Origin of the sequence: Chryseobacterium sp. sg2396, assembly GCF_042610505.1 — a bacterium.
In the GTDB taxonomy this organism is placed as follows: Bacteria; Bacteroidota; Bacteroidia; order Flavobacteriales; family Weeksellaceae; genus Chryseobacterium.
In genome coordinates, this window is the sequence record NZ_JBHGAQ010000003.1 from 260,503 (window position 1) to 284,112 (window position 23,610).

At 40.8% G+C, this 23,610-nt stretch carries 21 protein-coding genes; 3 read left to right on the plus strand and 18 right to left on the minus strand.

The window, feature by feature from the left end; genetic code table 11:
* Position 1 precedes the first annotated feature (1 nt).
* The 5 genes from ACED20_RS04660 to ACED20_RS04680 form a co-directional block, all read right to left on the minus strand.
* A complete protein-coding gene (locus tag ACED20_RS04660) occupies positions 2-223 on the minus strand; it encodes a PspC family transcriptional regulator (protein WP_294203571.1) in 222 nt (73 codons plus the stop codon).
* The gene (locus ACED20_RS04665) at positions 213-1,490 is read right to left on the minus strand and encodes a DUF2851 family protein (RefSeq protein WP_345767147.1); all 1,278 of its coding nucleotides are present in this window, start codon (positions 1,488-1,490) and stop codon (positions 213-215) included. The genes ACED20_RS04660 and ACED20_RS04665 overlap by 11 nt, the downstream gene beginning before the upstream one ends.
* 137 nt (positions 1,491-1,627) lie before the next feature.
* Entirely contained in the window at positions 1,628-2,776 is a 1,149-nt protein-coding gene (gene bshA / locus ACED20_RS04670; RefSeq protein WP_294221962.1) for an N-acetyl-alpha-D-glucosaminyl L-malate synthase BshA, read from the minus strand.
* A gap of 18 nt (positions 2,777-2,794) precedes the next feature.
* A complete protein-coding gene (locus ACED20_RS04675) occupies positions 2,795-3,442 on the minus strand; it encodes a hypothetical protein (RefSeq protein ID WP_294237394.1) in 648 nt (215 codons plus the stop codon).
* Between the two features lie 27 nt (positions 3,443-3,469).
* Positions 3,470-5,149 carry a glycoside hydrolase family 3 protein gene (locus tag ACED20_RS04680; protein WP_294237398.1) on the minus strand — a complete coding sequence of 560 codons (1,680 nt, stop codon included), beginning with the start codon at positions 5,147-5,149 and terminating at the stop codon, positions 3,470-3,472.
* A gap of 117 nt (positions 5,150-5,266) precedes the next feature.
* Here ACED20_RS04680 and ACED20_RS04685 point away from each other — a divergent pair, with 117 nt between their 5' ends.
* Positions 5,267-5,788, plus strand: coding sequence for a hypothetical protein (locus ACED20_RS04685; RefSeq protein ID WP_294203577.1), 522 nt, complete (start codon positions 5,267-5,269; stop codon positions 5,786-5,788).
* 86 nt (positions 5,789-5,874) lie between these two features.
* Here ACED20_RS04685 and ribA read toward each other — a convergent pair whose 3' ends face one another.
* From ribA to ACED20_RS04725, 8 genes are all read right to left on the minus strand, one after another.
* Entirely contained in the window at positions 5,875-6,480 is a 606-nt protein-coding gene (gene ribA, locus ACED20_RS04690) for a GTP cyclohydrolase II (protein WP_294203579.1), read from the minus strand.
* Between the two features lie 15 nt (positions 6,481-6,495).
* Positions 6,496-6,954, minus strand: coding sequence for a hypothetical protein (locus ACED20_RS04695; RefSeq protein WP_294203581.1), 459 nt, complete (start codon positions 6,952-6,954; stop codon positions 6,496-6,498).
* Positions 6,951-7,565 carry a DUF4254 domain-containing protein gene (locus ACED20_RS04700; protein WP_294203583.1) on the minus strand — a complete coding sequence of 205 codons (615 nt, stop codon included), beginning with the start codon at positions 7,563-7,565 and terminating at the stop codon, positions 6,951-6,953. Before ACED20_RS04700 ends, ACED20_RS04695 begins: the two co-directional genes overlap by 4 nt.
* A 16-nt stretch (positions 7,566-7,581) precedes the next feature.
* Positions 7,582-7,788, minus strand: coding sequence for a twin-arginine translocase TatA/TatE family subunit (locus tag ACED20_RS04705; RefSeq protein ID WP_294203585.1), 207 nt, complete (start codon positions 7,786-7,788; stop codon positions 7,582-7,584).
* Positions 7,789-7,818: 30 nt separating this feature from the next.
* Positions 7,819-9,384, minus strand: a complete 1,566-nt coding sequence (locus ACED20_RS04710; RefSeq protein ID WP_294203586.1) for a peptidoglycan DD-metalloendopeptidase family protein — start codon at positions 9,382-9,384, stop codon at positions 7,819-7,821.
* A complete protein-coding gene (locus tag ACED20_RS04715; protein ID WP_294203587.1) occupies positions 9,381-10,226 on the minus strand; it encodes a DUF4292 domain-containing protein in 846 nt (281 codons plus the stop codon). The genes ACED20_RS04710 and ACED20_RS04715 overlap by 4 nt, the downstream gene beginning before the upstream one ends.
* A gap of 107 nt (positions 10,227-10,333) precedes the next feature.
* Positions 10,334-11,350, minus strand: coding sequence for a sugar phosphate nucleotidyltransferase (locus tag ACED20_RS04720; protein WP_294203589.1), 1,017 nt, complete (start codon positions 11,348-11,350; stop codon positions 10,334-10,336).
* 144 nt (positions 11,351-11,494) lie between these two features.
* Complete coding sequence (locus ACED20_RS04725; protein WP_294266455.1) at positions 11,495-12,913, minus strand: oligosaccharide flippase family protein; 1,419 nt, start codon at positions 12,911-12,913, stop codon at positions 11,495-11,497.
* Between the two features lie 203 nt (positions 12,914-13,116).
* On the opposite strand from ACED20_RS04725, the gene ACED20_RS04730 reads away from it, so the two are divergent.
* On the plus strand, positions 13,117-14,448 hold the full coding sequence (locus tag ACED20_RS04730; protein ID WP_294266452.1) for a dihydroorotase: 1,332 nt from the start codon (positions 13,117-13,119) through the stop codon (positions 14,446-14,448).
* Positions 14,449-15,059: 611 nt separating this feature from the next.
* On the opposite strand, the gene ACED20_RS04735 is transcribed toward ACED20_RS04730, so the two are convergent.
* The 3 genes from ACED20_RS04735 to ACED20_RS04745 all read right to left on the minus strand — a co-directional run bounded on the left by ACED20_RS04735 (position 15,060) and on the right by ACED20_RS04745 (position 19,622).
* Positions 15,060-17,357, minus strand: a complete 2,298-nt coding sequence (locus ACED20_RS04735) for a GH92 family glycosyl hydrolase (protein WP_345767150.1) — start codon at positions 17,355-17,357, stop codon at positions 15,060-15,062.
* Between the two features lie 321 nt (positions 17,358-17,678).
* On the minus strand, positions 17,679-18,359 hold the full coding sequence (locus ACED20_RS04740) for a response regulator transcription factor (RefSeq protein ID WP_294332552.1): 681 nt from the start codon (positions 18,357-18,359) through the stop codon (positions 17,679-17,681).
* A 15-nt stretch (positions 18,360-18,374) separates the two neighbouring features.
* Positions 18,375-19,622 (minus strand): sensor histidine kinase KdpD, encoded by a 1,248-nt coding sequence (locus ACED20_RS04745; protein WP_294199124.1) that lies wholly within the window; start codon positions 19,620-19,622, stop codon positions 18,375-18,377.
* A gap of 159 nt (positions 19,623-19,781) precedes the next feature.
* On the opposite strand from ACED20_RS04745, the gene ACED20_RS04750 reads away from it, so the two are divergent.
* Positions 19,782-20,195, plus strand: a complete 414-nt coding sequence (locus tag ACED20_RS04750) for a DUF1573 domain-containing protein (protein ID WP_294199123.1) — start codon at positions 19,782-19,784, stop codon at positions 20,193-20,195.
* Between the two features lie 71 nt (positions 20,196-20,266).
* Here the strand turns inward: ACED20_RS04750 and ACED20_RS04755 are convergent, their stop codons facing one another.
* Positions 20,267-21,886 carry a DUF1501 domain-containing protein gene (locus ACED20_RS04755; RefSeq protein WP_378103643.1) on the minus strand — a complete coding sequence of 540 codons (1,620 nt, stop codon included), beginning with the start codon at positions 21,884-21,886 and terminating at the stop codon, positions 20,267-20,269.
* A gap of 4 nt (positions 21,887-21,890) precedes the next feature.
* A complete protein-coding gene (locus ACED20_RS04760; RefSeq protein ID WP_294237410.1) occupies positions 21,891-23,525 on the minus strand; it encodes a DUF1800 family protein in 1,635 nt (544 codons plus the stop codon).
* Positions 23,526-23,610: the final 85 nt, after the last annotated feature.

Consider the following 23,610-nt stretch of genomic DNA (forward strand, 5'->3'; position numbering starts at 1 on the left):
ATTATAAATCAAAAACATTGGGCCTTCGAGTAATGAAAATATCCTTTACCCAAAGCGTAAAGGCCAGCCCCAGATAAATTAAAAAGAAGAAACCTGCCGTTGCAAATGTAGAATAAATGAAAAATACACGCAGCTTGGAAACCGGGATGCCCAATTTTGCACCTATTCTGGTTAGGTTCCCAAACCATTCTCTTTCCATCTTGTGGCGGATATTATCTAGCATGTGAAGGTTCTTTTAAAAGTTTAAATCCAATACTGCAATGTAAGCAATTTTTTTCTTCGCACGAATGTTTAAAATGATAAATCAGGCTCTGGCTCTCCAAAGCGGTACTGCATTTAAGGCCCAGCGTTTTCCAGCCGTCCGTCACCGAGTTCTTCTCTGCCGGAATATGGTTGTAGAAACCGATGATCTCATCAGCAATATTTTCACGATGGTATTTGTGAAAGGTATATTTCAGAGGGAGGATTGTGTTGAGGATGATCAGTTCCATAAAATCTTTGGAAAGGACTTTGGGCTGGTCTGCCGGAGAGATTTTACCGAAGTTGAAATGATTGTCCCAGTATTCTGAAGCTTTTACGTCCTGCAAAAGACGGAAAAGTTCTTCCGCTTTGCTGATCCGGATAATTTTTGAAAACAGGTTCTGATGCTCATGGTACAATCCCGCAAGCTGCGACAGGCGGATGGTCGGGAAATTCGGCGGGCGTAGTCTCAAAAATTTCGGATGGAAGGTTAAACCGGAAATATTGAACTTAGACCTGAGAAAATCAAATTCGCGTTTCCAGATTCTCATCTGCTCATCTTCAGGATGCTCCAGCCATCCGGCCATTCCAAAGAACAGGGCTTCCAGCTGGGTCCGGTTCTGCCGGATTTTATTGATGATGCTGAAATCGATGCTTTCAGCCATCTGTCTGAAAATAAAAGCATTCACCTTTAACCCGAAAGAATAGGCCAGGCTATGGAATAAGACCGCTTCAAAATTATTCCTGGACTGCGTTAAATTCTGTTCCAATTCCAGAGACTTTTCCTCCAGTTTTTTCAGGACATTTTCCTCATGGAAATGAACCGGGATTTTCGCCGGATCAAAAATGGGTTCGCATGGGATAAAATGTGTTCCGCTGATCAGCTTTTCATATTTTCTGAAAACGTCCTGATCAATATAATCCTTCAGTTCAAGCGTGGTAATATTTAGTTCATTGAGTTCGGCAATTTCCACATCATGCTGAAAAACTACGTGAAGAATAATGTTCCGGTAATTCGGATCGATGGAGTGATTGTGGAAAATCCAGTCGGAGGACTTTAGGTGAAGCTCGATATTCCCTGCGAAGACAACGCCGTTGATGTTAATTTTCCCTCCTAAAAAGTCAGGTCCTGCATCGGTATTCCATTTGCCGAAATCCAGGATTTCCACCGGATCGCCCGCCGTATTTTTAAAATTGAAACGGCTAAAAATTTTGTAGTTCCAAAGGTATTGGAGTAATTTTTCCGTCATAGGTGTGTTTTTTGTGTTGTACTAATTTAGGGAATATTTAGAAAAATCAATTCATTACAATTACAAAAGATCATTATTTGAAAACAAAAAACAGCATCCTTTATCAGAATGCTGCTTTATATAATTTGAATAAAAGCCTAAGCTTTCGTCAGTTCGTTCTTAAAATTCTCAATCGTCGTGCGGTACATTTCTTCGTAGATCGGAAGGACGTTTTTCAGATCGAATTTGATGGCCTGCTCTTTAGCATTTTCCTTCATCGTAGTAAGAAGTTCTTCATTGCTCAGCAGCTTGATGGTGTAGTTGCTCATGGCTTCTACGTTCCCGATTTCTGCCAGGAAGCCGGTTTCGCCCTGGATGTTTACCTCCGGGATTCCTCCCGCGTTGGAACTGATGACCGGCGTATGGGCCGCCATCGCTTCCAAAGCCGCCAGCCCAAAGCTTTCCTGCTCGGAAGGCAGTAAAAATACATCCGAAAGCTGGAGGATTTTATAGAGATCGTTTACTTTCCCCAACAGGCGGATCTTGGAAATCAGGTCCGGGTTTTCTTCCAGGAACTGGTTTACTTTTTCCATATCCGGGCCTTCGCCGATGATAATGAGCTTCGATTTTACCTTTTTCTGCACATTTTTGAAGATCTGCAGCACTTCATCCACCCTTTTTACGGGACGTAAATTGGAAACGTGGATCAAAATTTTCTCATCAGGATTGGCAAATTGGGTCCGCTGGCATTCGTTGCGTTCCTCAAATTCGGAATTGTCGATGAAGTTGGTAATGACCTGGATTTCCTTTTTAATTTTAAAGAACTGCAGGGTATCGCGTTTCAGGCTTTCGGAAACCGAGGTGATGGCATCCGACTGGTTGATGGAGAATTCCACCGCATGTTTATAGCTTGGATGCTGGCCTACCAGGGTAATGTCCGTTCCGTGAAGCGTGGTTACCAAAGGAATGTCGTTGTTGTCTTCCTTCAGCATCTGCTTGGCAGTAAACGCGGCATAAGCATAAGGAATGGCGTAGTGTGCATGAAGCAGATCGAGTTTATATAAATTCACAACACGGTAAATCATCGAGCTCAGCGCAATATCATAAGGCTGGTACTGGAACAGCGGATAGGTCTGAACATTTACCCGGTGAAAGAAAATATTCGGGTTGGTAATATCGAGTCTTGCGGGAAGCGCGTTGCTGATGAAATGGACCTCGTAACCTTTGTTGGCGAGGGACATTCCGAGCTCTGTTGCCACGATTCCGCTTCCTCCGTAGGTCGGATAGCAAAGGATGCCTATTTTCATGTATTTTGTGGGTATTTTTTAATTTTTTGTACTACAGTTCTCGTTATAATACTGGCGTAATGCCTCAGGATTATTATTAGTTATTACTATTTTTTCTGCCTCAAGATCACTTACAAGTTTCGGGCATTTATCTTTAAAGAAATTGCGAACCATTCTTCTCAGCATCTGCTTTTTATTGAGTGTCCAGATACTGTTATTAATGTAGATTTCCTGGGGTTTTTCATTTTTATACTGAAAGAAGAAATATTCGTGAGAAGAGGGTGTTACGGTGTAATGATATCCGTTATTGACTCCTCCATCAAAGGCATAAGCAACATAGGTTGAAATTTCGCCTGAATTTATTTTTTTCATCCAGCAATACCCGGTTTTAGGTTTGTCAGATAAAAAATAATAAGTAAATTCCTTAAATTCCACTGTCACGGACTGATTGTTATTCAGGTTAATGTATTCAACTTTATCCAGTAGATAAATCTTAATTTTTTCCTTCTTTTTAGAGCCATTTTCTATGAATGCCAATTTGGTCTCTTCGTTGGACACCATATCAGCCTTTCCTGTTTTTTTACTCCCATCCAGAAAATACAGGACAGCATCAAATTTTTGCGCCTTTATATTTAAAGAAACGGTAACAACCAAAACCGTTAAAAGTTTACTGATTTTTAACATCATTTGTTTTGTAGAATTTATTTTTGTGAATTATTTTAAATCAATTCCCATTCCCGGTTTTAGGGTATCATTTACCAAAACAGGAAGCCTGCCGTGGATGACCGTTTTCCCCTTTAGCGCATCGGCCGTAGCTGTCATGGAATCGTCATTGTTTTCATAAGAAACCAATACGGTCGGCACACTGGAAATGTCAATATCCTTCAGAGCGTATGGACTTCCGAAAACGGTAAGGATCACATTCTGGTTTTTCGTTAAATCCATTAAGGTTTTCTTTGAGGCGTCAGAAATTTTATAAGGTTTATAAGCCGTAGAATTATCTTTATGGAAACCTACGATCACTGTAGAGTTTGCCGGAATGGTATTGATTTCAGTCGCTTTTTTAATGATGATATTTGTCCCCAACCGATTGGCGAAGGTCTGGTAAGGTGCTTCTTCCAAAGGAACATAATAAATCTCTTTTCCATTTAAAGGGAGGAGTTTCTTGTCATTCTTCAATAAGGTGATGGCATTGGAATATATATTCTGAACCAGCATTTTATGGGAATCGTTGTTCAGATCCGGATTGATGTTTTCCGGATTTCTAGGTTCGTATTTATCCAGGCCAAGAAAATATTTGGTCAGAAGGATTTTCTTTACGCTTTCCTCCACTCTTGATTGCGGAATCTCTCCCTTGTCAATAGCTTTCTGTATTAATTTCTTCCCTTCGGCAACGCCCTGTGAGAACAGCATAATATCGTTTCCGGCTTTAAAAGCCATGGCGTCCAGCTCTCCGGGTTTGTATTTGTTGGCCACAGCGCCCATATTTAAAGCATCGGTAATAATGAGGCCTTTATAGCCTAATTTATCTTTCAATAATCCGGTAATAATGTTTTTTGAAACGGAAGCCGGAATTCCTTTGCCGGATTCAAGGGCAGGAACATACAGGTGTGCCACCATCACCCCGCCGATTCCTTTATCCATTAATGCTTTAAAAGGAGCAATTTCCACAGAATTCAGTCTTTCCAGATTATGGGAAACCACGGGCAGATCCAGATGGGAATCCGTATTCGTATCGCCATGTCCCGGGAAATGTTTGATTGCTGCCAGTATATTGTTGTTCTGCAGGCCGTTCGCATACGATAGAGCGGAATTTACCACATTGTTTACCTCCGAACCGAAGCTCCTGTTGCCGATAATCGGATTATTCGGATTGGTATTCACATCGACTACCGGTGCAAAATCCCAGTTGATGCCCATCCGGTGGCAGTCTTCCGCGATTTTGGCAGCCATTTGCTCGATTAAGGATTTGTCCTGAATGGCACCTAATGTTATGGCCCAGGGAAATTTATGAGCGGCAGGGATTCTCTGGAACAGGCCCCATTCCGCATCCATTCCGATCATTAGGGGAACGTTGGATTTCTGCTGGAATTCATTCACCAGGTTGATTTCTCTGGCGGCATCGTCCTGCATCAGGATCAGTCCGCCTATTTTATCATTGGAAACAATGCTCCTTACTTTTTCAATTTCATTTTCTCCCCGGTTGGTATAAAGGGCAACGATAAAAAGCTGGCCTAATTTTTCGTCCTGAGAAAGATTTCTATACGTTTTGTTTACCCATTCGTCAGCCTTTTTCATTTCTTTTTTTGAAAGGTCTTTCGGGACGTATTGAGCTGTAAGTTCTGAGCTTAAAAAAAGGAAAATAAAGAGTGATGTATAAACCAATTTCTTCATAATGATTGAATAAGAACAAAAATACAATTAAAAAAATGATGGAAACCATATTTTTGAGTTTTTTGGTATATGATTTGAATACGCTTCATAAATAATAAACAACTAAACTTTTATAAAATGAAAAAAATTCTTCCGATTTTACTGTTGGCTTTTGTAAGCCTTTTTATATTCAGTTGTGATAACAACGATAACAATCCTGTTCAGGATAACGATACTTATTCTCAAATGAGAGATATTACAGGTTCTTTTAACAATGGGAACAGTTATGCATTTACACAGGGAATTAATATTCAGGGTACAGATGTTGTGCTTGTGTACAGGAAAGCCGGTAACGCCTGGCAGCAACTTCCATACACATGGTATTTGGACGCGGCAACCTCAACTTCAGCCAGAAAATTCGACTATAATTTCGTTTTCGATTCTCAAAATGTACAGATAAGAATTGATAACGCGAATTTTAATCTTTCTACTATGTCTTCAACGGAAGCTGCCAGTTATTTAAACAATCAGACATTCAGAATAGTCTTGGTTCCTGCAAGCTCCGGTAAAGCAAGTGTAGATTACAGCGATTATAATGCTGTTGTGAAATACTATAATCTTGATGAATCAAAGGTAATTAAGACGACAGTTACAAAATAATAAGAATATATCTTTTCAGTTTTTATAATTACAAAAAAGCTCCGGGAAATATTTCCCGGAGCTTTATTTTATTTACGTTCTGTTAATTATATATGGTTAATTCCATTATCATCCAGCAGATGGCCGAAATAATCTTTTTTGGTTTTCAGATATCCTCTGCTGATCTCATTAGCCGGGATCTGCAAGGGAAGTCTTGAATTCAGATGAATATTGCTTTCCTGTACATACTTTACCTTTTCGGGATTATTGGTAAGCAGGTTGATGTCTTTTACGCCAAGCAAATGTAAAATCTCAATGGCAACACCAAAGTTTCTGTCGTCTGCAGGAAGACCGAGCTTAAGATTGGCTTCTACCGTATCAAAACCCTGTTCTTGTAAAGCGTATGCTTTCAGTTTGTTGATAATTCCGATATTTCTTCCCTCCTGGCGAAGATAAATGATAATTCCGCCGTTTTCATGGATGTACTTCATGGCAGCATCCAACTGCTGTCCGCATTCACATTTTTTTGAATGGAAAACTTCGCCAGTAATACATTCCGAATGGAAACGCACGTTTACAGGCTTGGAAAAATCCGTGTTTTCCGCGATGATGGCCATGTGCGGCATCCAGTCGTTTTCATTTTCGGAGAGGGCGATCATTCGGAAAATTCCGTATTCCGTAGGAACATTGGATTCCGCCTGAATTTTAATCATTGATTTCCTTTGGTTTTAATTTCTTTTTATAGAATCTTCAATGGCTGAAACGTTGCTTTTCAGCCGAACCAGATACCTGTTGAGAACCTCATTATCGTCACTGTTGAGATTTTGTCTTAGTTTCTGAATCTTTTTGTATGATTTTTCGAAGTCTTTTAGGGCTTTGTTTTTTCCGGATATATTATTGGCATCAATGGCATACAGGTAATTTTGCAGGCTGTATTTTAATGCGGTAACTTCGGTATTTAGAGCTGTACTTTTAAATTGTGGAAAGGTAGCTGTAATATTGGAAATTTCAGAAGCATTTATGTTTTCCTTTACATTCATTTCAATGCTGTTCCTTGTGCCTTTATCCGAATCAGAGCCTTTGGCATCACTATAAAAGCTGTTTGACAACGGAGAAAAGTTTGGCTTTTCCGTTGTACACGAAGATGTAGTGATGATTAGTACTCCAAAAAAAAATATTCGTTTCATTTTTGCTGCCCCTTTTGATAAAGGATTGGATTAAGACTCTCATCGTTGTACATCTTCATCTGTTTGTACACTTTCATCTTAACGTCACCGTTCTCAATATCAGCAAGCAACTGATTAATAGAGGTCGAAAGATCTTCCTGCTGGGTAAGAAGAACATCCAGTTTGGCCTGGCAATTGGCCCTGTGCTCTTCTGAAGCAGATTCCCTGTTGGCTTCTAACGACATATGATAAACTTTTAATGCAAGAATAGATAAGCGGTCCACCGCCCATGCGACAGTCTCCGTATTGATCTTTGCATCAGGTTTCGGAATTATATTTTCGTATTTTTTAAGAAACCAGCTGTCAATAAACTCCACCAGATCAGTTCTTTTCTGGTTGGATGCATCTATTGCTCTCTTAAGAAGCAGAGCTTCAGCCGGATCAATATTTTCATCTCTTATTATATCTTCCAAATGCCATTGAACGGTATCAATCCAGTTCTTTGCATACAAAATCCGTTCCAAAGTATCTTTTTCGAACGGATTGTTAATCTGGGTGTTGACATCATCAAAAACATGATAATCTTCAATAGATCTATTGAAGACTTTCCATGCAGTCTCGGTAAAATTCATCGGGTAAAAAGACTTTTTAGTTTCCTGAAGGGGGATTGTTAGTCGGTTTGTTTTCTGCGCCCGGCTTATCTTCTTCCTTTACAGCGTCTTTAAATTCTTTAATACCGGAACCTACTCCTCTCATTAATTCAGGGATTTTTTTACCTCCGAAAAGTAAAAGAAGAAGGATCGCTACGATCAGGATGTGTTGCCAAGATAATGACAATATTGCTAATGTATTCATTTCTAAAATTTTTACAAAGTTAATCTTTTTTTAATAAGAAACCCAGCCTAATGGATCTACTGGTGTGCTTCCATTCCATACTTGAAAATCAAGCGTATACGTACCGTCAAAATCCTGTCCGATTACCCCGACCGGTGTCCCTGCGGAGACCTGCTGGCCTTTGGAAACACTTACGCTTCCAAGGTTCGAGTAGATGGTAAAATAGCTGCCGTGTCTCAGCATCACAGTTTTTGTTCCGTCACTATTTGCCAGAACCGAAGATACGGTTCCCGGGAATACGGATTTTGCTCGTGTCCCGGCGGGTACGGAAATTTTAATTCCGTTATTCTCTTCATCTATATTTTTAAATACAGGATGAGGGTGTCTTCCGAAACGATGGGTAATCTGTCCGATTTTATCTGCAGGATATCCCAATCTACCTTTATTATCGGCAAAATTGCTTCCTGCTACAGTTGTTACACCATAGTTCGTCATAGCTTTGCTTTCCGCTGCTTTCTTGTCGTCTTCTTTTTTCCTTACCAAAGCTGCTTCTGCTGCTCTTGCTGCTATCAATTTATCCGAGGCCTCTTTGGCCTTTGCTGAAGCCTCATCGGAGGCTTTTTTTGCGGCTACTTTCCGTGCTTCGTCTCTTGCCGTAGCTTCAGAGCGGGCCGCTTCTTCATTACGTTTTCTCTCTTCTTCGGCGCGTTTATCGGCTAGTTCCCGGGCTTTCCTCGCTTCAACTTCAGCAGCCAGCCTTTCTTTTTCCAATGCTTCTGCGCGGGCCTTAGCTTCTGCTTCTATTCTTGCTTTTTCCCTTTCTGCAGCTATTTTGGCTAAACGTATTTTTTCTGCCTCAGCTTTTTTCCTTGCTTCTTCTTCTGCTTTGGCTATTCTTATCTCTTCGGCAATGATGCTTCTGATCTGCCCTTCCAGTGCTTTGGATTGCGTCTGTTTCTGTCTCAGCTCAGCCGTCAGCTTGGATTCATTTTTTTTGAATTCTGTTACCAGCTGTTCTTTCTGGGCCCTTTCAGCATTGATGGTGGTTAAGTCTTTCTGCTGATTCACCAAAAGATTTGCCTTTTCTTTTACTGAGTTCTGCTTTTGAGCGATGGTCTGTTTTATTTTGTTGGCCGCGTTCGTAATTTCGGCCGCTTTTTTATCCTGATAATCAGAATACTGTTTTAAATACTGAACCCTCCTTATTGCTTCCCCCATATTTTTGGCGGAGAGAATAAAAGTTACCTTGTTCTGTACGCCTTTGTTTTTATAAGCATTAACAAGCACTTTCGCGTAATTGTCACGCAGTACTTTAAGTTCGCGATTCTGCCGGTTTATTTCTAACTGCCGCAGGTAAATATCATCTTCAATAAACCTTTTTTCCTTCTGGGTATTGGTGTACACCTTTTCCCTTAAGGCGAGTTTTTTATTAACGTTTTCAAGATAAGCGACGGATAATTTCGATTCCGTTCTCGTCTTTGCAAGGTCGGTGTTTATTTGTGCAATTTGTTTTTTAAGTTCAGCATTTTGCTTTTGCAGCTGTTCTTTTTTCTGACTCTGCCCATGGTAGAATCCGAACAGTAAAATACCTATTAAAAAGCTAAATTTTTTAATCATTGAATCTCAATTTTCTTATAACTGGATGGCACAGAATAGGGTGTGTCCATCCTAGAAAAATCAAATTTCGTATTTTCTATTAAAATCTGGCTGTTTTTGCTTCCTTTTATAATTATTTTAACATTTTTAGGCAGCCTCACATTATTGGGCTGCAATTCCCAGTCGTTGTACTCAATCTGCATGGAATCGTTTGAATTGGCATCCCGGAGATTTAAGGTTATCAGGTTAAAATCATCGGAGTACTGCATCATAATTTTATATTCGCGTTGTCCATCCTTTGTCTCAATTTTAATATTGGAAATTGATTCCACCAGATAACCATCGTTGTTTTTGACGATTCTTGCATTCCTGTTGCTGATGGTGAAAAATGTCCTTCCCAACAGCAGTTTCTCCAGGTTTTTATAATCAATAAAATTAACATTTAGAAGGTTATTTAAATAATCAAAATCTGAATCGATATAATTTTTGTTGTACTTGTCCACGGCTTTGATCCCTTCCGGAGTGATGAGTGCCCTTGCCGCATTAAAGAACAGGAAATCAATTTTTGCCCATATTTTTTTATCGGTTTCAATATAAATAATGGCATCCAATGGACTTACCCTGATGTTATCTGCTGTAATCTTGCTGCTTATTTTTAAATGGTCAAACTGGGGGTGAAGGTAAATCTTCTGGTAAAAATCCAGACGGTCTGCCACATTCTTTCCGTCGGTGGAAATGTCATCAGGATCAGCCACCACCACAGCAGTGCTATCTGAATTCTGATCCGTTTGTACGGCCGTTTTCCGGGATTTACAGCTATAAATCAGTAAGGTGAGGATAAGTAACGGAATCCACTTTTTCATGAAGGAAATTTGATAAATCGTTGCAATATTAACGCCAAACCACACAAAACATTTTGTGTGGCCTGAATATATTTTATTTGAGGTAAATATTTTCTGATCTGAAGAAATTATTTAGATAGAAAATCAAGAACGGAATAATCGCCCAATGAAATTTCTCTCGCTACCCCAAAATACTGAGCCGAATTTCCGATCATCGAGTTGGAAAGGTTTCCGTGGTTGATTTGTGTGTTTTCCTGGATCAACGAGTTCTCAATATTAGAATTAACAACTACCGTATTGTTACCCAAAGAAACGCCCGGACCTACTTTTGAGTTGGAAATTTTTACATTTTCGCCGATAAAACATGGTGGGATGATCAGGGAATTTTCGATGATAGCAGAAGCAGGGTGAATGTTCATTGCTTCTCTTTCATATTCCAGAATTTTGCTGTTGGTTTCTACGGTAGCATTCTTGTTTCCGCAATCCATCCAGTCATTTACTTTTCCCAGGGTGAATTTTGCTCCTTTTGCCCTGAGGTTTTCCAATGCTGTCGTCAACTGGTATTCACCACCGTTTTTGATGTTGTTATCCATGATGTAGTTGATCTCGTCCATCAGTTTTTCAGCACTGTTGAAATAGTAGATCCCGATAATGGCAAGGTCGGAAACGAAAGTTTGCGGTTTTTCCACAAAGTCTGTAATAAAACCGTAGTTATCAAGTTTTACAACTCCGAATGCGGAAGGATCTTCAACGCTTTTCACCCAGATTACGCCGTCTGAGTTTTTATCCAGAATAAAGTCTGCCCGGAAAAGCGTATCGGCAAAGGCAATAACAACATCTCCGCTCATCGACTGTTCTGCGCATTTGATGGCATGTGCCGTTCCCAGCGGGTCGTTTTGGTAGTATATGCTTCCTTTTGCTCCCAGTTTTTCAGCAATCTGAATAAGCGATTTCTCAATTTCCGAACCGAAATCCCCGATGATAAAGGCTACTTCTTCAATTTCTTCCCCAGCAACTTTAGCAATATCTTCCACCAATCGCTGTACGATCGGTTTTCCGGCAATCGGAATAAGCGGTTTCGGAACGGTAAGGGTGTGCGGACGTAATCTTGATCCACGTCCAGCCATAGGAACAATAATTTTCATAGATGATAAATGAATATGTTTTTTTGTTTAGTACGTTTTAATTTCTGATAAAGATAACAATAAAAGCGATGTGTTGTCATGCATTTCCAATATCAGATTATAATTTAAGACGGAACAGGTATTTAGCAAAACAAGGACCAAAACTTACTTCCTGATTTTCGCCAGCAGCATATTTTTTTCAGAATAAACTAAAATTCCCGTATATACAATAAATAAAAGGTTTCCGATCCATAGGTTGTAATCGAAAAAGACAACGATAATGTAGCTGAAAAGCATAAGCATTCCTAGGAACAATGTCATCTTTTTTATACGGTATGGAATCGGGTAGTATTTCTGGCCTAATAAATAGGAAGTGATCATCATAGTAAAGTAGGCAATAAAAGTAACCCAGGCAGAAACCATAAAGCCGAATTTCTTTAAAAATAATAGATTTAAAACAATAGTTAGTCCTGCTCCAAGCCATGAAATTACAGTTCCGATCCTGGTCCTGTCCGTCACCTTATACCAAGTGGAAAAATTATAATAAATACCAAAGCAGAGGTTGGCAATAACAATAATCGGAATAATATCAATGGCTGTCCAATAAGAGCTGCTTGGAATTAAAATTTGTTTTAACCATGAAATATTAGCTATAATTCCCATGGCAACCGTTGAAGCAAAAAACGTAAAATATTCAGTTACTTTAGCATAAGTATCCTTTGCATTTTCATTATTCATCTGTTTGAAGAAGAAAGGTTCGATCCCCATTCTGTAAGCGGTTACGAAAAGTGTCATCAGTACGGCCAGTTTATAGCATCCTCCGTAAGCCCCCGCATCGCCCTCTGGAATAAACCAGATCTGAATGGCTTTATCAAAATTTTCATTGAACATAAAAGCCAGCCCGGCAATCATAATCGGCCATGAATATGAAATCATTTTGCGGAAAAGATCGGCTGAAAAATCAAGCCTAACCTTAAAGACTACAGGAAGCAGTAGAATAAATCCTAAAAAACTTGCTGCAAGATTACTATAAAAAGGAAACGAAACTTTTTCCTTTAATCCGAAATCCTGTGAAAAACTTAACGGAATATATAAAAATAAAGCAAGCGTAAGTGCAGTCTGAAAAAGAGATTGCAGTACTCTTACCAATGAATATTTTATGGGTTTGTTGTTATAACGAAGCCAGGCAAATGGAATAACACAAAGGTTATCAAAAAATGCAATCCATGCAAACCATCGGATATATTCAGGATTTGATGAGTATTTCAGCGTATCTGCAATGGGCTGAGCAAAAATGAGGCAGCTTAAAAGGAAAATTGTAGATAATCCAAACAGAAACCAGAATGAAGTATTGAATGTCCTTTTCTGATTGTCTTTATCTGAAGAAAAACGAAAAAAAGCAGTTTCAAATCCGAAAGAAAGCAGGATATTGACAAAAGAGATCAGTGCATAAAGATTTGAAAATATGGCAAATTCTTTTTTATCAATCTGATCGATATATAAAGGATTTAAAATAAATAAAATGACTCTGGGCATAATCGCCCCGATTCCATAAATAATAGTCTCGTTGAGAAGTTTCTTCAAAATCTGAAATTTTATGCAAATGTAAATATTTAGAAATTGATTTTTTATCGGTGGGGTTAAAATTCATTCATAAACCTTAATTTTGGAAAACTTTGTCAAAGGCTCAGAACATTGACAAAGTTTGGAGTCCTAAAACTGAGCGTTTCATCGCAGGTAAAATGCTTGATTTCAGAAACCCCTACAGCTAATCAAAAAAAGTAAAAATGAAGACCTTAATTAAAAATGTAAAAATCGTCAACGAAGGAAAGATTGTTGAAAGCGATATTTTAATTGAAAACGAATTAATTTCAAAAATAGAATCCGGAATTTCGGAGCCGGCCGACCGGGTAATCGACGGCGAAGGGAAGTATCTTTTGCCGGGTGTAATTGACGACCAGGTGCATTTCCGCGAGCCGGGATTAACACATAAAGGAGATATCGAAACGGAATCCAGGGCAGCCATTGCCGGCGGAACCACCAGTTTTATCGATCAGCCAAACACCGTTCCGAATGCCGTAACGCAGGAGCTGCTGGCCAATAAATACGAAATTGCGGCTCAAAAGGCCTACGCCAACTACGGATTTATGATGGGCGGAACCAATGATAATCTAGAAGAAGTACTGAAAACGGATCCGAGAAACGTTCCCGGAATCAAACTGTTTTTAGGTTCTTCTACCGGAAATATGCTGGTGGACAATCCGGAAACACTGGAAAATATTTTCAGCAATACCAAGATGCTGATCGCGGTTCACTGTGAAGACGAAGCGACCATTAAGGCCAATACCCAGAAATACATGGATGAATACGGCGAAGACATTCCCGTGAAATTCCATCACCTGATCCGGAGCGAAGAAGCCTGTTATAAATCTTCCTCAAAAGCCATTGAGCTGGCAAAGAAAACCGGAGCAAGGCTTCATGTCTTCCATTTGTCAACGGCGAAGGAAACGGAGCTTTTCAGAAACGATATTCCTTTAAAAGATAAAAAAATTACGGCGGAAGTCTGTGTACATCACCTGACGTTTACCAATGAAGACTACGAAACGAAAGGCGGACTGATCAAATGGAATCCTGCCGTAAAAACCCAACACGATAAAGACGGACTTTGGGAAGCTCTGCTGGACGACCGGATCGATGTTATTGCGACGGATCACGCACCACACACCTGGGAAGAAAAGCAGAATGTCTATACCAAATGCCCGTCCGGAGCCCCATTGGTTCAGCACTCTCTCACGGTAATGCTGGAAAATTATAAGAACGGCAAAATTTCCCTGGAGAAAATCGTTGAAAAAATGGCCCATAATCCGGCTATTTTATTCAGGATTGAAAAAAGAGGATTTATCAGAGAAGGTTACAAAGCGGATCTCGTATTGGTAGACCTAAATGAAAACTGGACGGTTGCCAAAGAAAATATCCTGTACAAATGCGGCTGGAGCCCGCTGGAAGGAATGAATTTGCACTCTAAAGTTACCCATACGTTTGTTAACGGAAATCTTGTTTATGATAACGGGAAAATCAATGAAGGAAAATTCGGGGAACGGTTGCTTTTTGAAGCTTAGAAAATAATAAAAAAAGCCTTTTCAAATTGTTGAGAAGGTTTTTTTCTGATGTTTATTTAAAGAGTATTAGTCTGTTGCAATCGCGTCAATTGCTTTTGCCAGTGAAGTTTCCATAATTCCGGGAATCGATAAGCCTTCTGCACGGAAGGAACTGATATCCAAAATTCCATAAAATCCAGAAATATGTTGGAAAGGTATATTGGAATCATAGATTCAGGAAGGTCCGGCCTAATAGATACTGCCTGAAATAAAAGTTATGTACAATTTTTTGTTATTGTTTAGTAAATCTCCCGGTTCTGTCTTTACTATATTTGAAAGTATCGATTGTTGCTAAGGAGAGTGATCTCGTGTGAAGATAAAAAAGTATTGATGTGTACCTCTTCCAAAACCGGAACTGGTTATTTTGCGAAGTTACGTTATGTTAAAATTTTTAAACCACATGTTTTTATAGGTGAGGATGGTTTTTCTATCATCTTCGTAACTATTTATCAAATCTCATGGTAATTCAAAATTAATAATCAGGATTACTTAAAATTGAAAAGTTAATTTTAAAGCACGCCAAGAATAGGCGCAAACATCCGTGAGAATCCGTGGGACATAAAAATCAAAACCTACTTTTTCGGTTTAGCACCCATATAAAAAGTAAGCTTTCCTCCATTCATGATATCCGAATGTTTCAATGTGAAATTTTTAATCTCTTTTCCGTCCAATAGGATTTTCTGCACATATACATGTTTCGGTCCTTGATTAACCGTTTCAATTTCAAACGTTTTTCCGTTTTCCAGATGCAGAGCTGCATGATCGACAGCGGGGCTTCCAATCGCATAATCTTCCGATCCCGGAGCTACCGGATAAAACCCCAAGGAACTCAGAATATACCAGGCACTCATCTGTCCGGCATCATCATTTCCGCCCAGTCCATCGGGTGCAGCCTTGTATTGCATTTCCAGGATCCGTCTTACCTGGGCCTGGGTTTTCCATGACTGGCCTGCCCAGTTGTAAAGGTAGGCTACATGATGCGCCGGTTCGTTTCCGTGGACATAACCGCCGATAATTCCTTCGCGGGTAATGTCTTCCGTATCGGCGAAAAATTCATCCGGCAGATGCATCGTAAACAGCTCATCGAGTTTGGAGGTAAACTTTTTCTTTCCGCCCATCATCCGGATCAGTTCATCCGGGTTTTGAGGGACAAAAAAGCTGTAATTCCAGGAGTTACCTTCGATAAATCCTTGTCCGTGAGTACTCAGCGCGTTAAAGTCTTTTTTGAAGCTTCCATCGGCCAACCGCGGACGCATAAATCCGATACTGTTGTCGAAATTGTTTTTCCAGTTTTCGGAACGCTTGATAAACGTATTGTAAATTTCCGTTTCTCCCAAATGTTTGGCCAACTGTGCAATCGCCCAGTCATCGTAAGCATATTCCAGTGTGTTGGAAACTGAAGTGCCGTTTTTCTCAGCCGGGATATAACCCAAATCAATATACTGCCCAATACCTTCGTAATCTCTTTTGTTGGCCGTTTCCACACAGGCTTTCAGAGCTTCCCCGGCATCTCCGGAATAATTGCCTTTGATGATTGCATCGGCCACAACGCTTACACTGTGATAACCGCTCATGCACCAGTTGTCGTTGGCATAATGCGACCAGATCGGCAGCATCTTCATGGAGAACTGATTGTAGTGCTCCATCATCGATCGTACCATATCACCGTTTCGCTTCGGTTGAATGATATTAAAGAAAGGATGCAGCGCACGGTAAGTATCCCAAATGGAAAAGGTGGTGTAATTGGTAAATCCTTCCGCTTTATGGATGTTCTGATCAAGCCCTTTGTATTCTCCGTTGACATCAGTGTATACCGTAGGATTAATAAACGTATGATACATCGCCGTATAAAAATTCGTTTTCTCTGTTTCTGAACCTTTGATGACGATTTTATTCAGTTCCTTATTCCAATTTTCCTGGGTTTGTGCTTTCACCTGATCGAAGGAAAGGTTTCCCGCTTCCGCTTCAAGATTTTCCAGCGCATTGGCCTGGCTTACCGGCGAAATCGCCAGCTTGACTTCAATAGCTTCATTTTCATTCGTACTGAAATCAAAATACATTTTCAGGTTTTTCCCTGCAATCTCCGGGAAGTTCTTGGTCTGGTTGAATTTTCTCCAGAATCCGTTGTAAACCTGTTTGCCATCATAATTTTTCTGGCCGTATGCGGTAAAAGGCTTTGAAAATTTCAGAGCAAAATAAACGGTTCTCGTTCTGGCCCAGCCGTTCGTCTGCCGGTAACCGGTAACCGTAGTTCCGTTTTCCACACGGATGTATGTCCAGATATTTTTGCCGTCGTAATTATAAATCCCGGCCATCAGATCCAGAATAATATGCGCCTGATCGGATTTCGGAAAAGTATACCGGTGAACGCCGACACGTGTCGTCGTCGTGAGCTCCGCAAGAATATCATGATCTTCTAACTTTACTCTATAATAGCCGGCTTCGGCAGTTTCATTCTGGTGGGAAAACCTGCTTCGGTAGCCATTCTCCGGATGAGAAGCCGTTCCGGGATTCAGCTGTAGCTTCCCGACGGTCGGCATGATCAGGAAATCTCCCAAATCGGAGTGTCCCGTTCCGCTGAAATGCGTCGAGCTGAAACCCACGATCGTTTTATCTTCATAGCGGTAGCCGGCGCAATATTTATACACTTCACCGTTGTATTTTCCGTTCAGCTCATAGGCAATGGTATCCGTTTCGGGACTTAGCTGAACGGCTCCGAACGGTGCGGTAGCGCCTGGATACGTATGGCCCATTTTTTCGGTACCGATCAGCGGGTTTACATACAGAAACAGTTTTTCATATTGCTGAGCCTGTAAGTAAAAACCTGAAAATAAAAGAAAGATAAAAGCAGCGATCCCTGACCTTTTCATAGAACGATATTTTTGTGAAGGGTAAATTTATAAAAATTAAAAGATAATGATTTATTGCTTAAAAATTTAATATGAATTGGCTGAAAAGGGATGCTGGGTGCTGGAAGCTTTGCTGGTCAATATCATAACCAGCCGATGAAGATCAAGCTCGGTTTTTTTCACCTTGCTCCGTAGGAGCAATATCTGTGTAGTAGCAAACATGAGAATTCTGCGGCATCAGAACTCCAGAGGAGTTCTATCTTACCAGGATGGCAAACCTGTAGCGTGCTTTTCATTTAAATCTTAAACAAAAAGGGTGTGATCTTATATTGTTAGAAACAACTACTTCTCAGAAAAACGGAAGCCGATCCCGTGCAGGTTTTCGATAACGATGTTTTCTTCTTGGGCAAGCACTTTACGAAGCCTCGAAATGAAAACATCCAGGCTTCTGCCCATGAAATAGTCATCATCGCCCCAGATGGCTTTCAGGATCTCCTGTCTTTTCAGGACCGTATTTTTGTGGCGGATAAAATAAAAAAGCAGCTCGGATTCCCTTTGGGTAAGGGTAATGGTCGTTTGAGAATCTTGCAACGTATAATTTTTAGGATCAAAATCGAACTTTCCGACTTTGTATTTTTGCGGAGCGCTGTTTGTTTTCTTAGACCTTCTCAGGAAAATTTCGATTTTTAAGATCAGTTCTTCAATGCTGAAAGGCTTCACCAGATAATCGTCGGCCCCGATCTTTAGCCCTTTGATCCGGTCTTCCTTGAGTGCTTTGGCAGAAATGAAAATAATGGGAATCTCGGAATTTTTGCTGCGGATCTGTTCGGCAAGTTCAAAACCGTTCATTTCCGGCATCATGATATCCAGCAGGCAAATGTCAAAATCCTCCCGTTTAAAAGCTTCCAGGGCAGATTTGCCGTCGGAGAAGCAGGAAATGTCATAATGGTTTTCAAGGCTGTCCTGAATCAGGAAAGCGATGGTCTGATCATCTTCGGCGTACAGAATTTTAGATTTTTCCATGGTATTTTCAAAATACTAAAAAGGGATAAACAGGGTGGTGGTAATGCCTTTGTCGCTGTTGTTCTCCACAGAGATCTTCCAGTTGTGCTGCCGGACGACTTTTTTGACATAAAACAAACCCAGTCCGAAACCGGTTACCTCCTCACTTTTCGGCGTATTCACCCGATAGAACTTATCGAAAATATGAGGAAGATTTTTAGCGGGGATTCCCATTCCGTTATCTTTAAACTTTAAAGATAAGCCTTTTTGTTCGGTATGGGAAGAAATAATAATCACGGGTTGTGTCTCGCAATATTTAATGGAGTTATCTATTATATTGTAAATGATATTGGCAAAGTGGAATTCGTCAGCAATGATGGAAGTGTCTTTATCAACATGAATCTCAATTGAAACATTTTCACTCTTCTGTCTGATCGTCGAAACAATTTCCTGAATAAATGGCATTAGAACAATCCGTTGTGGTTTCAGGGATAAGCCTGAAGCATCGTTCTTGGCGATATTCAGGATTTTTTCGATGTGATGGTTAAGTTTATTGCCCTGATCGGTAATAATGGAGGTGTAGGTTTGGAGCTTGGGATTTTCCTTCACCGCATTCTGCTTGGTCAGCGCCTCCGAAGCGAGCAGTATCGATGATAAAGGGGTTTTGAATTCATGCGTCATATTGTTGATGAAATCCCGCTGCAGTTCCGAGAACTTCTTCTGCTGGATGATCGTGTAAATGGAGTAGACATACACCAGAAGGATAATGATCAGGGCAAAGGTAAGCAGGTACCAGAACCTGAGCGAACTGATCATATATGTTGTTTTATTCGGAAAGCGAATGGAAAAATAATACACCAGGTTTTTATGCTTCGGGAATTTAATCACCTTATTGTTGGTTTCGTCCTGATCTTTGGAAATATACTTTCCGTAAAGCATTTTATCGCTGTGGCAGTTGTAAACGGCATACACGTAATCGGTATTGATCTGGAATCTGGTGAATTCCGTTCTAAGGTAATGCTCCAGGACATCAGGATGAAATTCGTTATTGATGTTCACTACATAATAATCGTTGGAAATATTCTGAACCGGGCTTTCGGCAAAAGAGGCTTTTCCGTCGGAAAGTTTCTCCACGACTTCCAGTAAGGCAATATTTACCGTCTGGTTGAATTTTTTATCCTCAAGATTGTACGCCTGGCGTGTCCAAAGCAGTTGGGCGATCAGGATACCTATAATAGCCACAAAGCCGAGCGTAATGATAATATTGAGTTTCTTGATTTCCATTTGCAGGACAATATTATCCAAAAATATCTATTAATTTTTGATCATTAACAACTTATTAACAAATGTTTGAGAACGGTTAACAGGCTCGATTCATAATTTCCGCTTACATTTGTTCTGTTAAATAAAATTATCGGTTAATCATCATTAAAAATGTATATCATGAAAAAATTAAAAGTTACCGCACTTCTTGCTGTCTTAGCATGTTCTCCGTTCTATGCAAACGTATTGCCTTCCGTAGGTACTCCTGTAGTAAGCGTATTGGCAGATGCCATCAAATGGAAATCGGAATCTATTGAAGTGGGAAATATTCCTCAGGGAAAACCGAAAGTGATCAGATTTGAGTTTACTAATACGTCAAACAAGCCGATCATCATCGAAAATGTAGCACCTTCATGCGGATGTACTACAGCGAATTATACAAAAACGCCGATCCTTCCGGGAAAAGTAGGTTTTGTAGAAGCAAGCTATAACGCTGCCAACGCAGGACCGTTCATGAAAACGGTAAACGTTACGACCAGCGACAGCAAAACACCTAAAACCCTTTCGTTCAAAGGAACGGTAGTGGCTTCTTAATTAATTTTAATCTTGTTATAAAAACAGCCTGACATTTCTGCCAGGCTGTTTTTATTTGGAATTTGTTGTTTTTAATGATGTGCAATCACAATTTTTTTATTGATTTCTTCGGAATTCACTGTAAGCTTCAGAATGTAATTTCCCTGCGGAACTGATGAAACATTGATTTCAATCCGTTCGGAGGCCGGCTTTTCACTGCGCTGAAGGATCACCCGTCCGCTCATGTCCAGCATCTGGTATTTTATTTCCGGCGTTCTGCTGTTCTCAACATCCACGTAAATATATTGGCTTGCCGGAACAGGATATACTTTAACGCCTTTTTCAGAAGTCACGCTGGAGGTGCCTAATGTTGTTGCACAGACCGTACCTGCTTTCTGTGCATTGGAAATAACATCCACTTTCTGGTTTCCGGTAACATAATAATCCAGCTCAGACGTTACCATAAGGCTCGTGCTTGCTCCCAGCCAGTCCTGGAGAAGCGAGGCAAAAATCTGCCGGTAATCGTATCTCCTCTGGTTTTGGTTGTAGTAAAAACTGGTCTGGTTCGTAAATACCGGATGGTCGCCCAGAATTCCTGCCGCTGCCGCATTACCGATCACAAAGAACGGTGCGAGATCGCCATGGTCGGTTCCGGTACTTCCGTTTTCCCGTACCTGCCTTCCGAATTCACTGAAGGTGACGGTCATGATCTTGTCCGCAATGCCCAGCTGCTGAATGTCTGCCTGGAAAGCGGCTACCGAATTGGCAATATCGCCCAGGAGATTGGCGTGGAGTCCCAAATGGGTGCTTCCGGCCTGTACCTGATTAACGTGCGTATCAAAGCCGCTAAGATTCACCTGGAAGATTTTCGTTTTGCTACCCCCTTTGATCATCCGGGCTACGGTTTTCAGCTGCTTGCCCAATGAAGAATTGGGATAGGTGGCGGTAGAGTTGTTACCTGCATTAAATACCTGCATCACCCGATTGTAATAAGCATCCATGCTTGAAGCGACACCTTTAATATAGGTTAGAAGATCATTATATTCAGAATTCATCAGGTTTAAATTGCTGAAAACGCTGGATTGGAACCCCGTCATATTATACTCTATATTTTTCTCCGTTGTATGCTCATAAAACAGGCACGGATTCAGGTTGCCCATCTGGATCGCCAGCGGATCGGGATTAAGGGTGGTTGGGTTCCCGGCCAATCCCGGATACAAAGCGCCCAGATATCTTCCGAATATCCCGTCCAGCAGATCCGAATTGACGGTGCCGTCCTTACCGGCAAACATCAGGTTTTCCGACCGGAAATGCGAATAATTCGGATTCGGGTAACCTACCCCGTTCATCAGCAAAAGTTTCCCGGAATCATAAAGGTTTTTAAAACCCGTCATCGAAGGATTCAGGCCGACAAGTTTCCCGGAAGATACCGTGCTGTCTAAAGGAATATAGCTTCCCGTTCCCGAGCTGTTGATCTTAATGTTAGGACGCAATGCGGCGTAGGTGCTGTACTGGCTTACGGGGATTACCGTATTAAGTCCGTCGTTGGCACCGGCCAGCCTCAGGATCACCAGGGAACGGTCATTAACAACATCGCAGCTGAGCTGGAAATCCAAAAACTGGTTCATAAACCGGGATGGCATTCCATTAAGATAGAAAGGAGCGCCTACTCCTGCGAGAGAAATTAATTTTAAAAAGTCTTTTCTGTTCATGATCTTAGAGTATTTGGAATTCAGGAGATTTGATGATGGCTTTTACCAGACGGTCGATAGGGATTTTTACATTGGTTGCATTTCCTGTGTTGATATAGTTGTTCCATTCATTCTGCCAGTTGATCGGGCTCAGATTATTCAAAAAAATGGTTTTAAACTCATCATAACGAGTACCGTCCGGGACTTCCACAAACATCATCTGCAGGAATTCGGTAACCAGCGTATCGGCATTTCCCGGGTTGGTAAAATAGCCGCTGTCTTTTACGAAAGCAGCATTGTTCAGCTTAAACGTAAATCCGTTATACGTCAGTCCGTTGATAAAGAAATCAATGGTGTTGTTATAACGTATTCTTAGTGACGAGGTCGTAATCCAGTTTTTGTCGTAATTCGGGCTGCTGGAATAGGCGGCATATCCGTTCACCGACTGCGGGCTGAATACCGGCATCCCCATATTGGAGGAATAATTCGCAACGACGCCCATAAGGCTGTGGATGGCCGAAGGATTTGCAGTGTACGCCGGAAGCTGTAAATTAAGTAGGGAAAACATATGAAGATAAAGCTCCACAGGGTTTCGTACAATATTCCCGATGGTCTGGTCGCCAGTAATACTGTCCTCTTCATCATAAAAGTGCTTACTTTTCAGAAGGGTGGTAAGCGTAGGGAGAATATTATAATTATCGGCTTTCAGCGAAGCAGCCAACGGGACAATGATGCTGTTTTCTATATCGGTAGTAATAAGCCTTCCTACAAAATAGCGGTATATTCTTCTGCAATAGGCTTTTGCTGTTTCATCTTTATCAAATACCATGTTGATGAAGTTCTGAAGCTCTGACTTGATCGTAGCTTCAGTTGTTCCTCCGGTAATGGCCTGTCCGCTGAATGCGGAAGAAAAGGTTTTGGTTCCTGTATCATGGGTATTTACTTTAACCTGGCCAGTGGGAATATTGGTAACGGAATCCAGTGAAGTAAGTCTTGCCGTTTTATCAAGATGGATGGATGAGGTTAGTGAAAAACCTGTGAGTACTCTCGCAGCCTGTTGTACATCGGTTTCCGTATAATTCGTGTAATTTCCCGTAGCGATCTGCGGACCTTTTAAGATCGTGAAAAGTTCCAGAAATTCCCGGGCATAGTTCTGATTGGGGCTGGTATTCTGGTTCAGGTTGTTATTTAAGAACAACAGCATTCTCGCATTTTGGGTAACCCGTACAGCAAGATCTTTCAGGCTTCCGCTGGTGTGGAATCTCAGAAGCTCTCTGTAATCGAAATTCGTCCAGAATGAAGCGCCATCGTCCGTTACAAAAAGGATGTGGAGGAAGTACACGATTTTGTGCTGTGCCGAAGGATCTTTTAACGCGCTGTGCAGCCACCAGTACAGATCGTTTTTCACAAAGCTGGCCGTACTTTGGCTGTCGGTAATCGTTGGGTTTGCTGCCGTAGGAACAATCGTCTCGCCTACATTATTAAGCGGTGACGGCGGAACCGGATTGCTGAAGGTGAATAATTCCGTGAGGGCCTGCTGCGGCGTTTTGGTAGCGAAGTCGAGAATTTTTGCCTTTGTAATATTATAGGTTGTCCGTCTCAGAAGATGATAGGCATTTGAAAATCCAAGGACAGTTGTTTTGGGAGCAAGGCTTGGCATGATGGTTTGTATTTTTAAACAAATTTACAATTTTAATGATAATGTGATATTTTTAATTTGAATTTAATGTAATTTTAATATTAAT

Bases quoted from the DNA above. Each gene is read 5' to 3' on its own strand.
- ACED20_RS04660 (WP_294203571.1), bottom strand. From the start codon at position 223: ATGCTAGATAATATCCGCCACAAGATGGAAAGAGAATGGTTTGGGAAC.
- ACED20_RS04665 (WP_345767147.1), bottom strand. From the start codon at position 1,490: ATGACGGAAAAATTACTCCAATACCTTTGGAACTACAAAATTTTTAGC.
- bshA (WP_294221962.1), bottom strand. From the start codon at position 2,776: ATGAAAATAGGCATCCTTTGCTATCCGACCTACGGAGGAAGCGGAATC.
- ACED20_RS04675 (WP_294237394.1), bottom strand. From the start codon at position 3,442: ATGATGTTAAAAATCAGTAAACTTTTAACGGTTTTGGTTGTTACCGTT.
- ACED20_RS04680 (WP_294237398.1), bottom strand. From the start codon at position 5,149: ATGAAGAAATTGGTTTATACATCACTCTTTATTTTCCTTTTTTTAAGC.
- ACED20_RS04685 (WP_294203577.1), top strand. From the start codon at position 5,267: ATGAAAAAAATTCTTCCGATTTTACTGTTGGCTTTTGTAAGCCTTTTT.
- ribA (WP_294203579.1), bottom strand. From the start codon at position 6,480: ATGATTAAAATTCAGGCGGAATCCAATGTTCCTACGGAATACGGAATT.
- ACED20_RS04695 (WP_294203581.1), bottom strand. From the start codon at position 6,954: ATGAAACGAATATTTTTTTTTGGAGTACTAATCATCACTACATCTTCG.
- ACED20_RS04700 (WP_294203583.1), bottom strand. From the start codon at position 7,565: ATGAATTTTACCGAGACTGCATGGAAAGTCTTCAATAGATCTATTGAA.
- ACED20_RS04705 (WP_294203585.1), bottom strand. From the start codon at position 7,788: ATGAATACATTAGCAATATTGTCATTATCTTGGCAACACATCCTGATC.
- ACED20_RS04710 (WP_294203586.1), bottom strand. From the start codon at position 9,384: ATGATTAAAAAATTTAGCTTTTTAATAGGTATTTTACTGTTCGGATTC.
- ACED20_RS04715 (WP_294203587.1), bottom strand. From the start codon at position 10,226: ATGAAAAAGTGGATTCCGTTACTTATCCTCACCTTACTGATTTATAGC.
- ACED20_RS04720 (WP_294203589.1), bottom strand. From the start codon at position 11,350: ATGAAAATTATTGTTCCTATGGCTGGACGTGGATCAAGATTACGTCCG.
- ACED20_RS04730 (WP_294266452.1), top strand. From the start codon at position 13,117: ATGAAGACCTTAATTAAAAATGTAAAAATCGTCAACGAAGGAAAGATT.
- ACED20_RS04735 (WP_345767150.1), bottom strand. From the start codon at position 17,357: ATGAAAAGGTCAGGGATCGCTGCTTTTATCTTTCTTTTATTTTCAGGT.
- ACED20_RS04740 (WP_294332552.1), bottom strand. From the start codon at position 18,359: ATGGAAAAATCTAAAATTCTGTACGCCGAAGATGATCAGACCATCGCT.
- ACED20_RS04745 (WP_294199124.1), bottom strand. From the start codon at position 19,622: ATGGAAATCAAGAAACTCAATATTATCATTACGCTCGGCTTTGTGGCT.
- ACED20_RS04750 (WP_294199123.1), top strand. From the start codon at position 19,782: ATGAAAAAATTAAAAGTTACCGCACTTCTTGCTGTCTTAGCATGTTCT.
- ACED20_RS04755 (WP_378103643.1), bottom strand. From the start codon at position 21,886: ATGAACAGAAAAGACTTTTTAAAATTAATTTCTCTCGCAGGAGTAGGC.
- ACED20_RS04760 (WP_294237410.1), bottom strand. From the start codon at position 23,525: ATGCCAAGCCTTGCTCCCAAAACAACTGTCCTTGGATTTTCAAATGCC.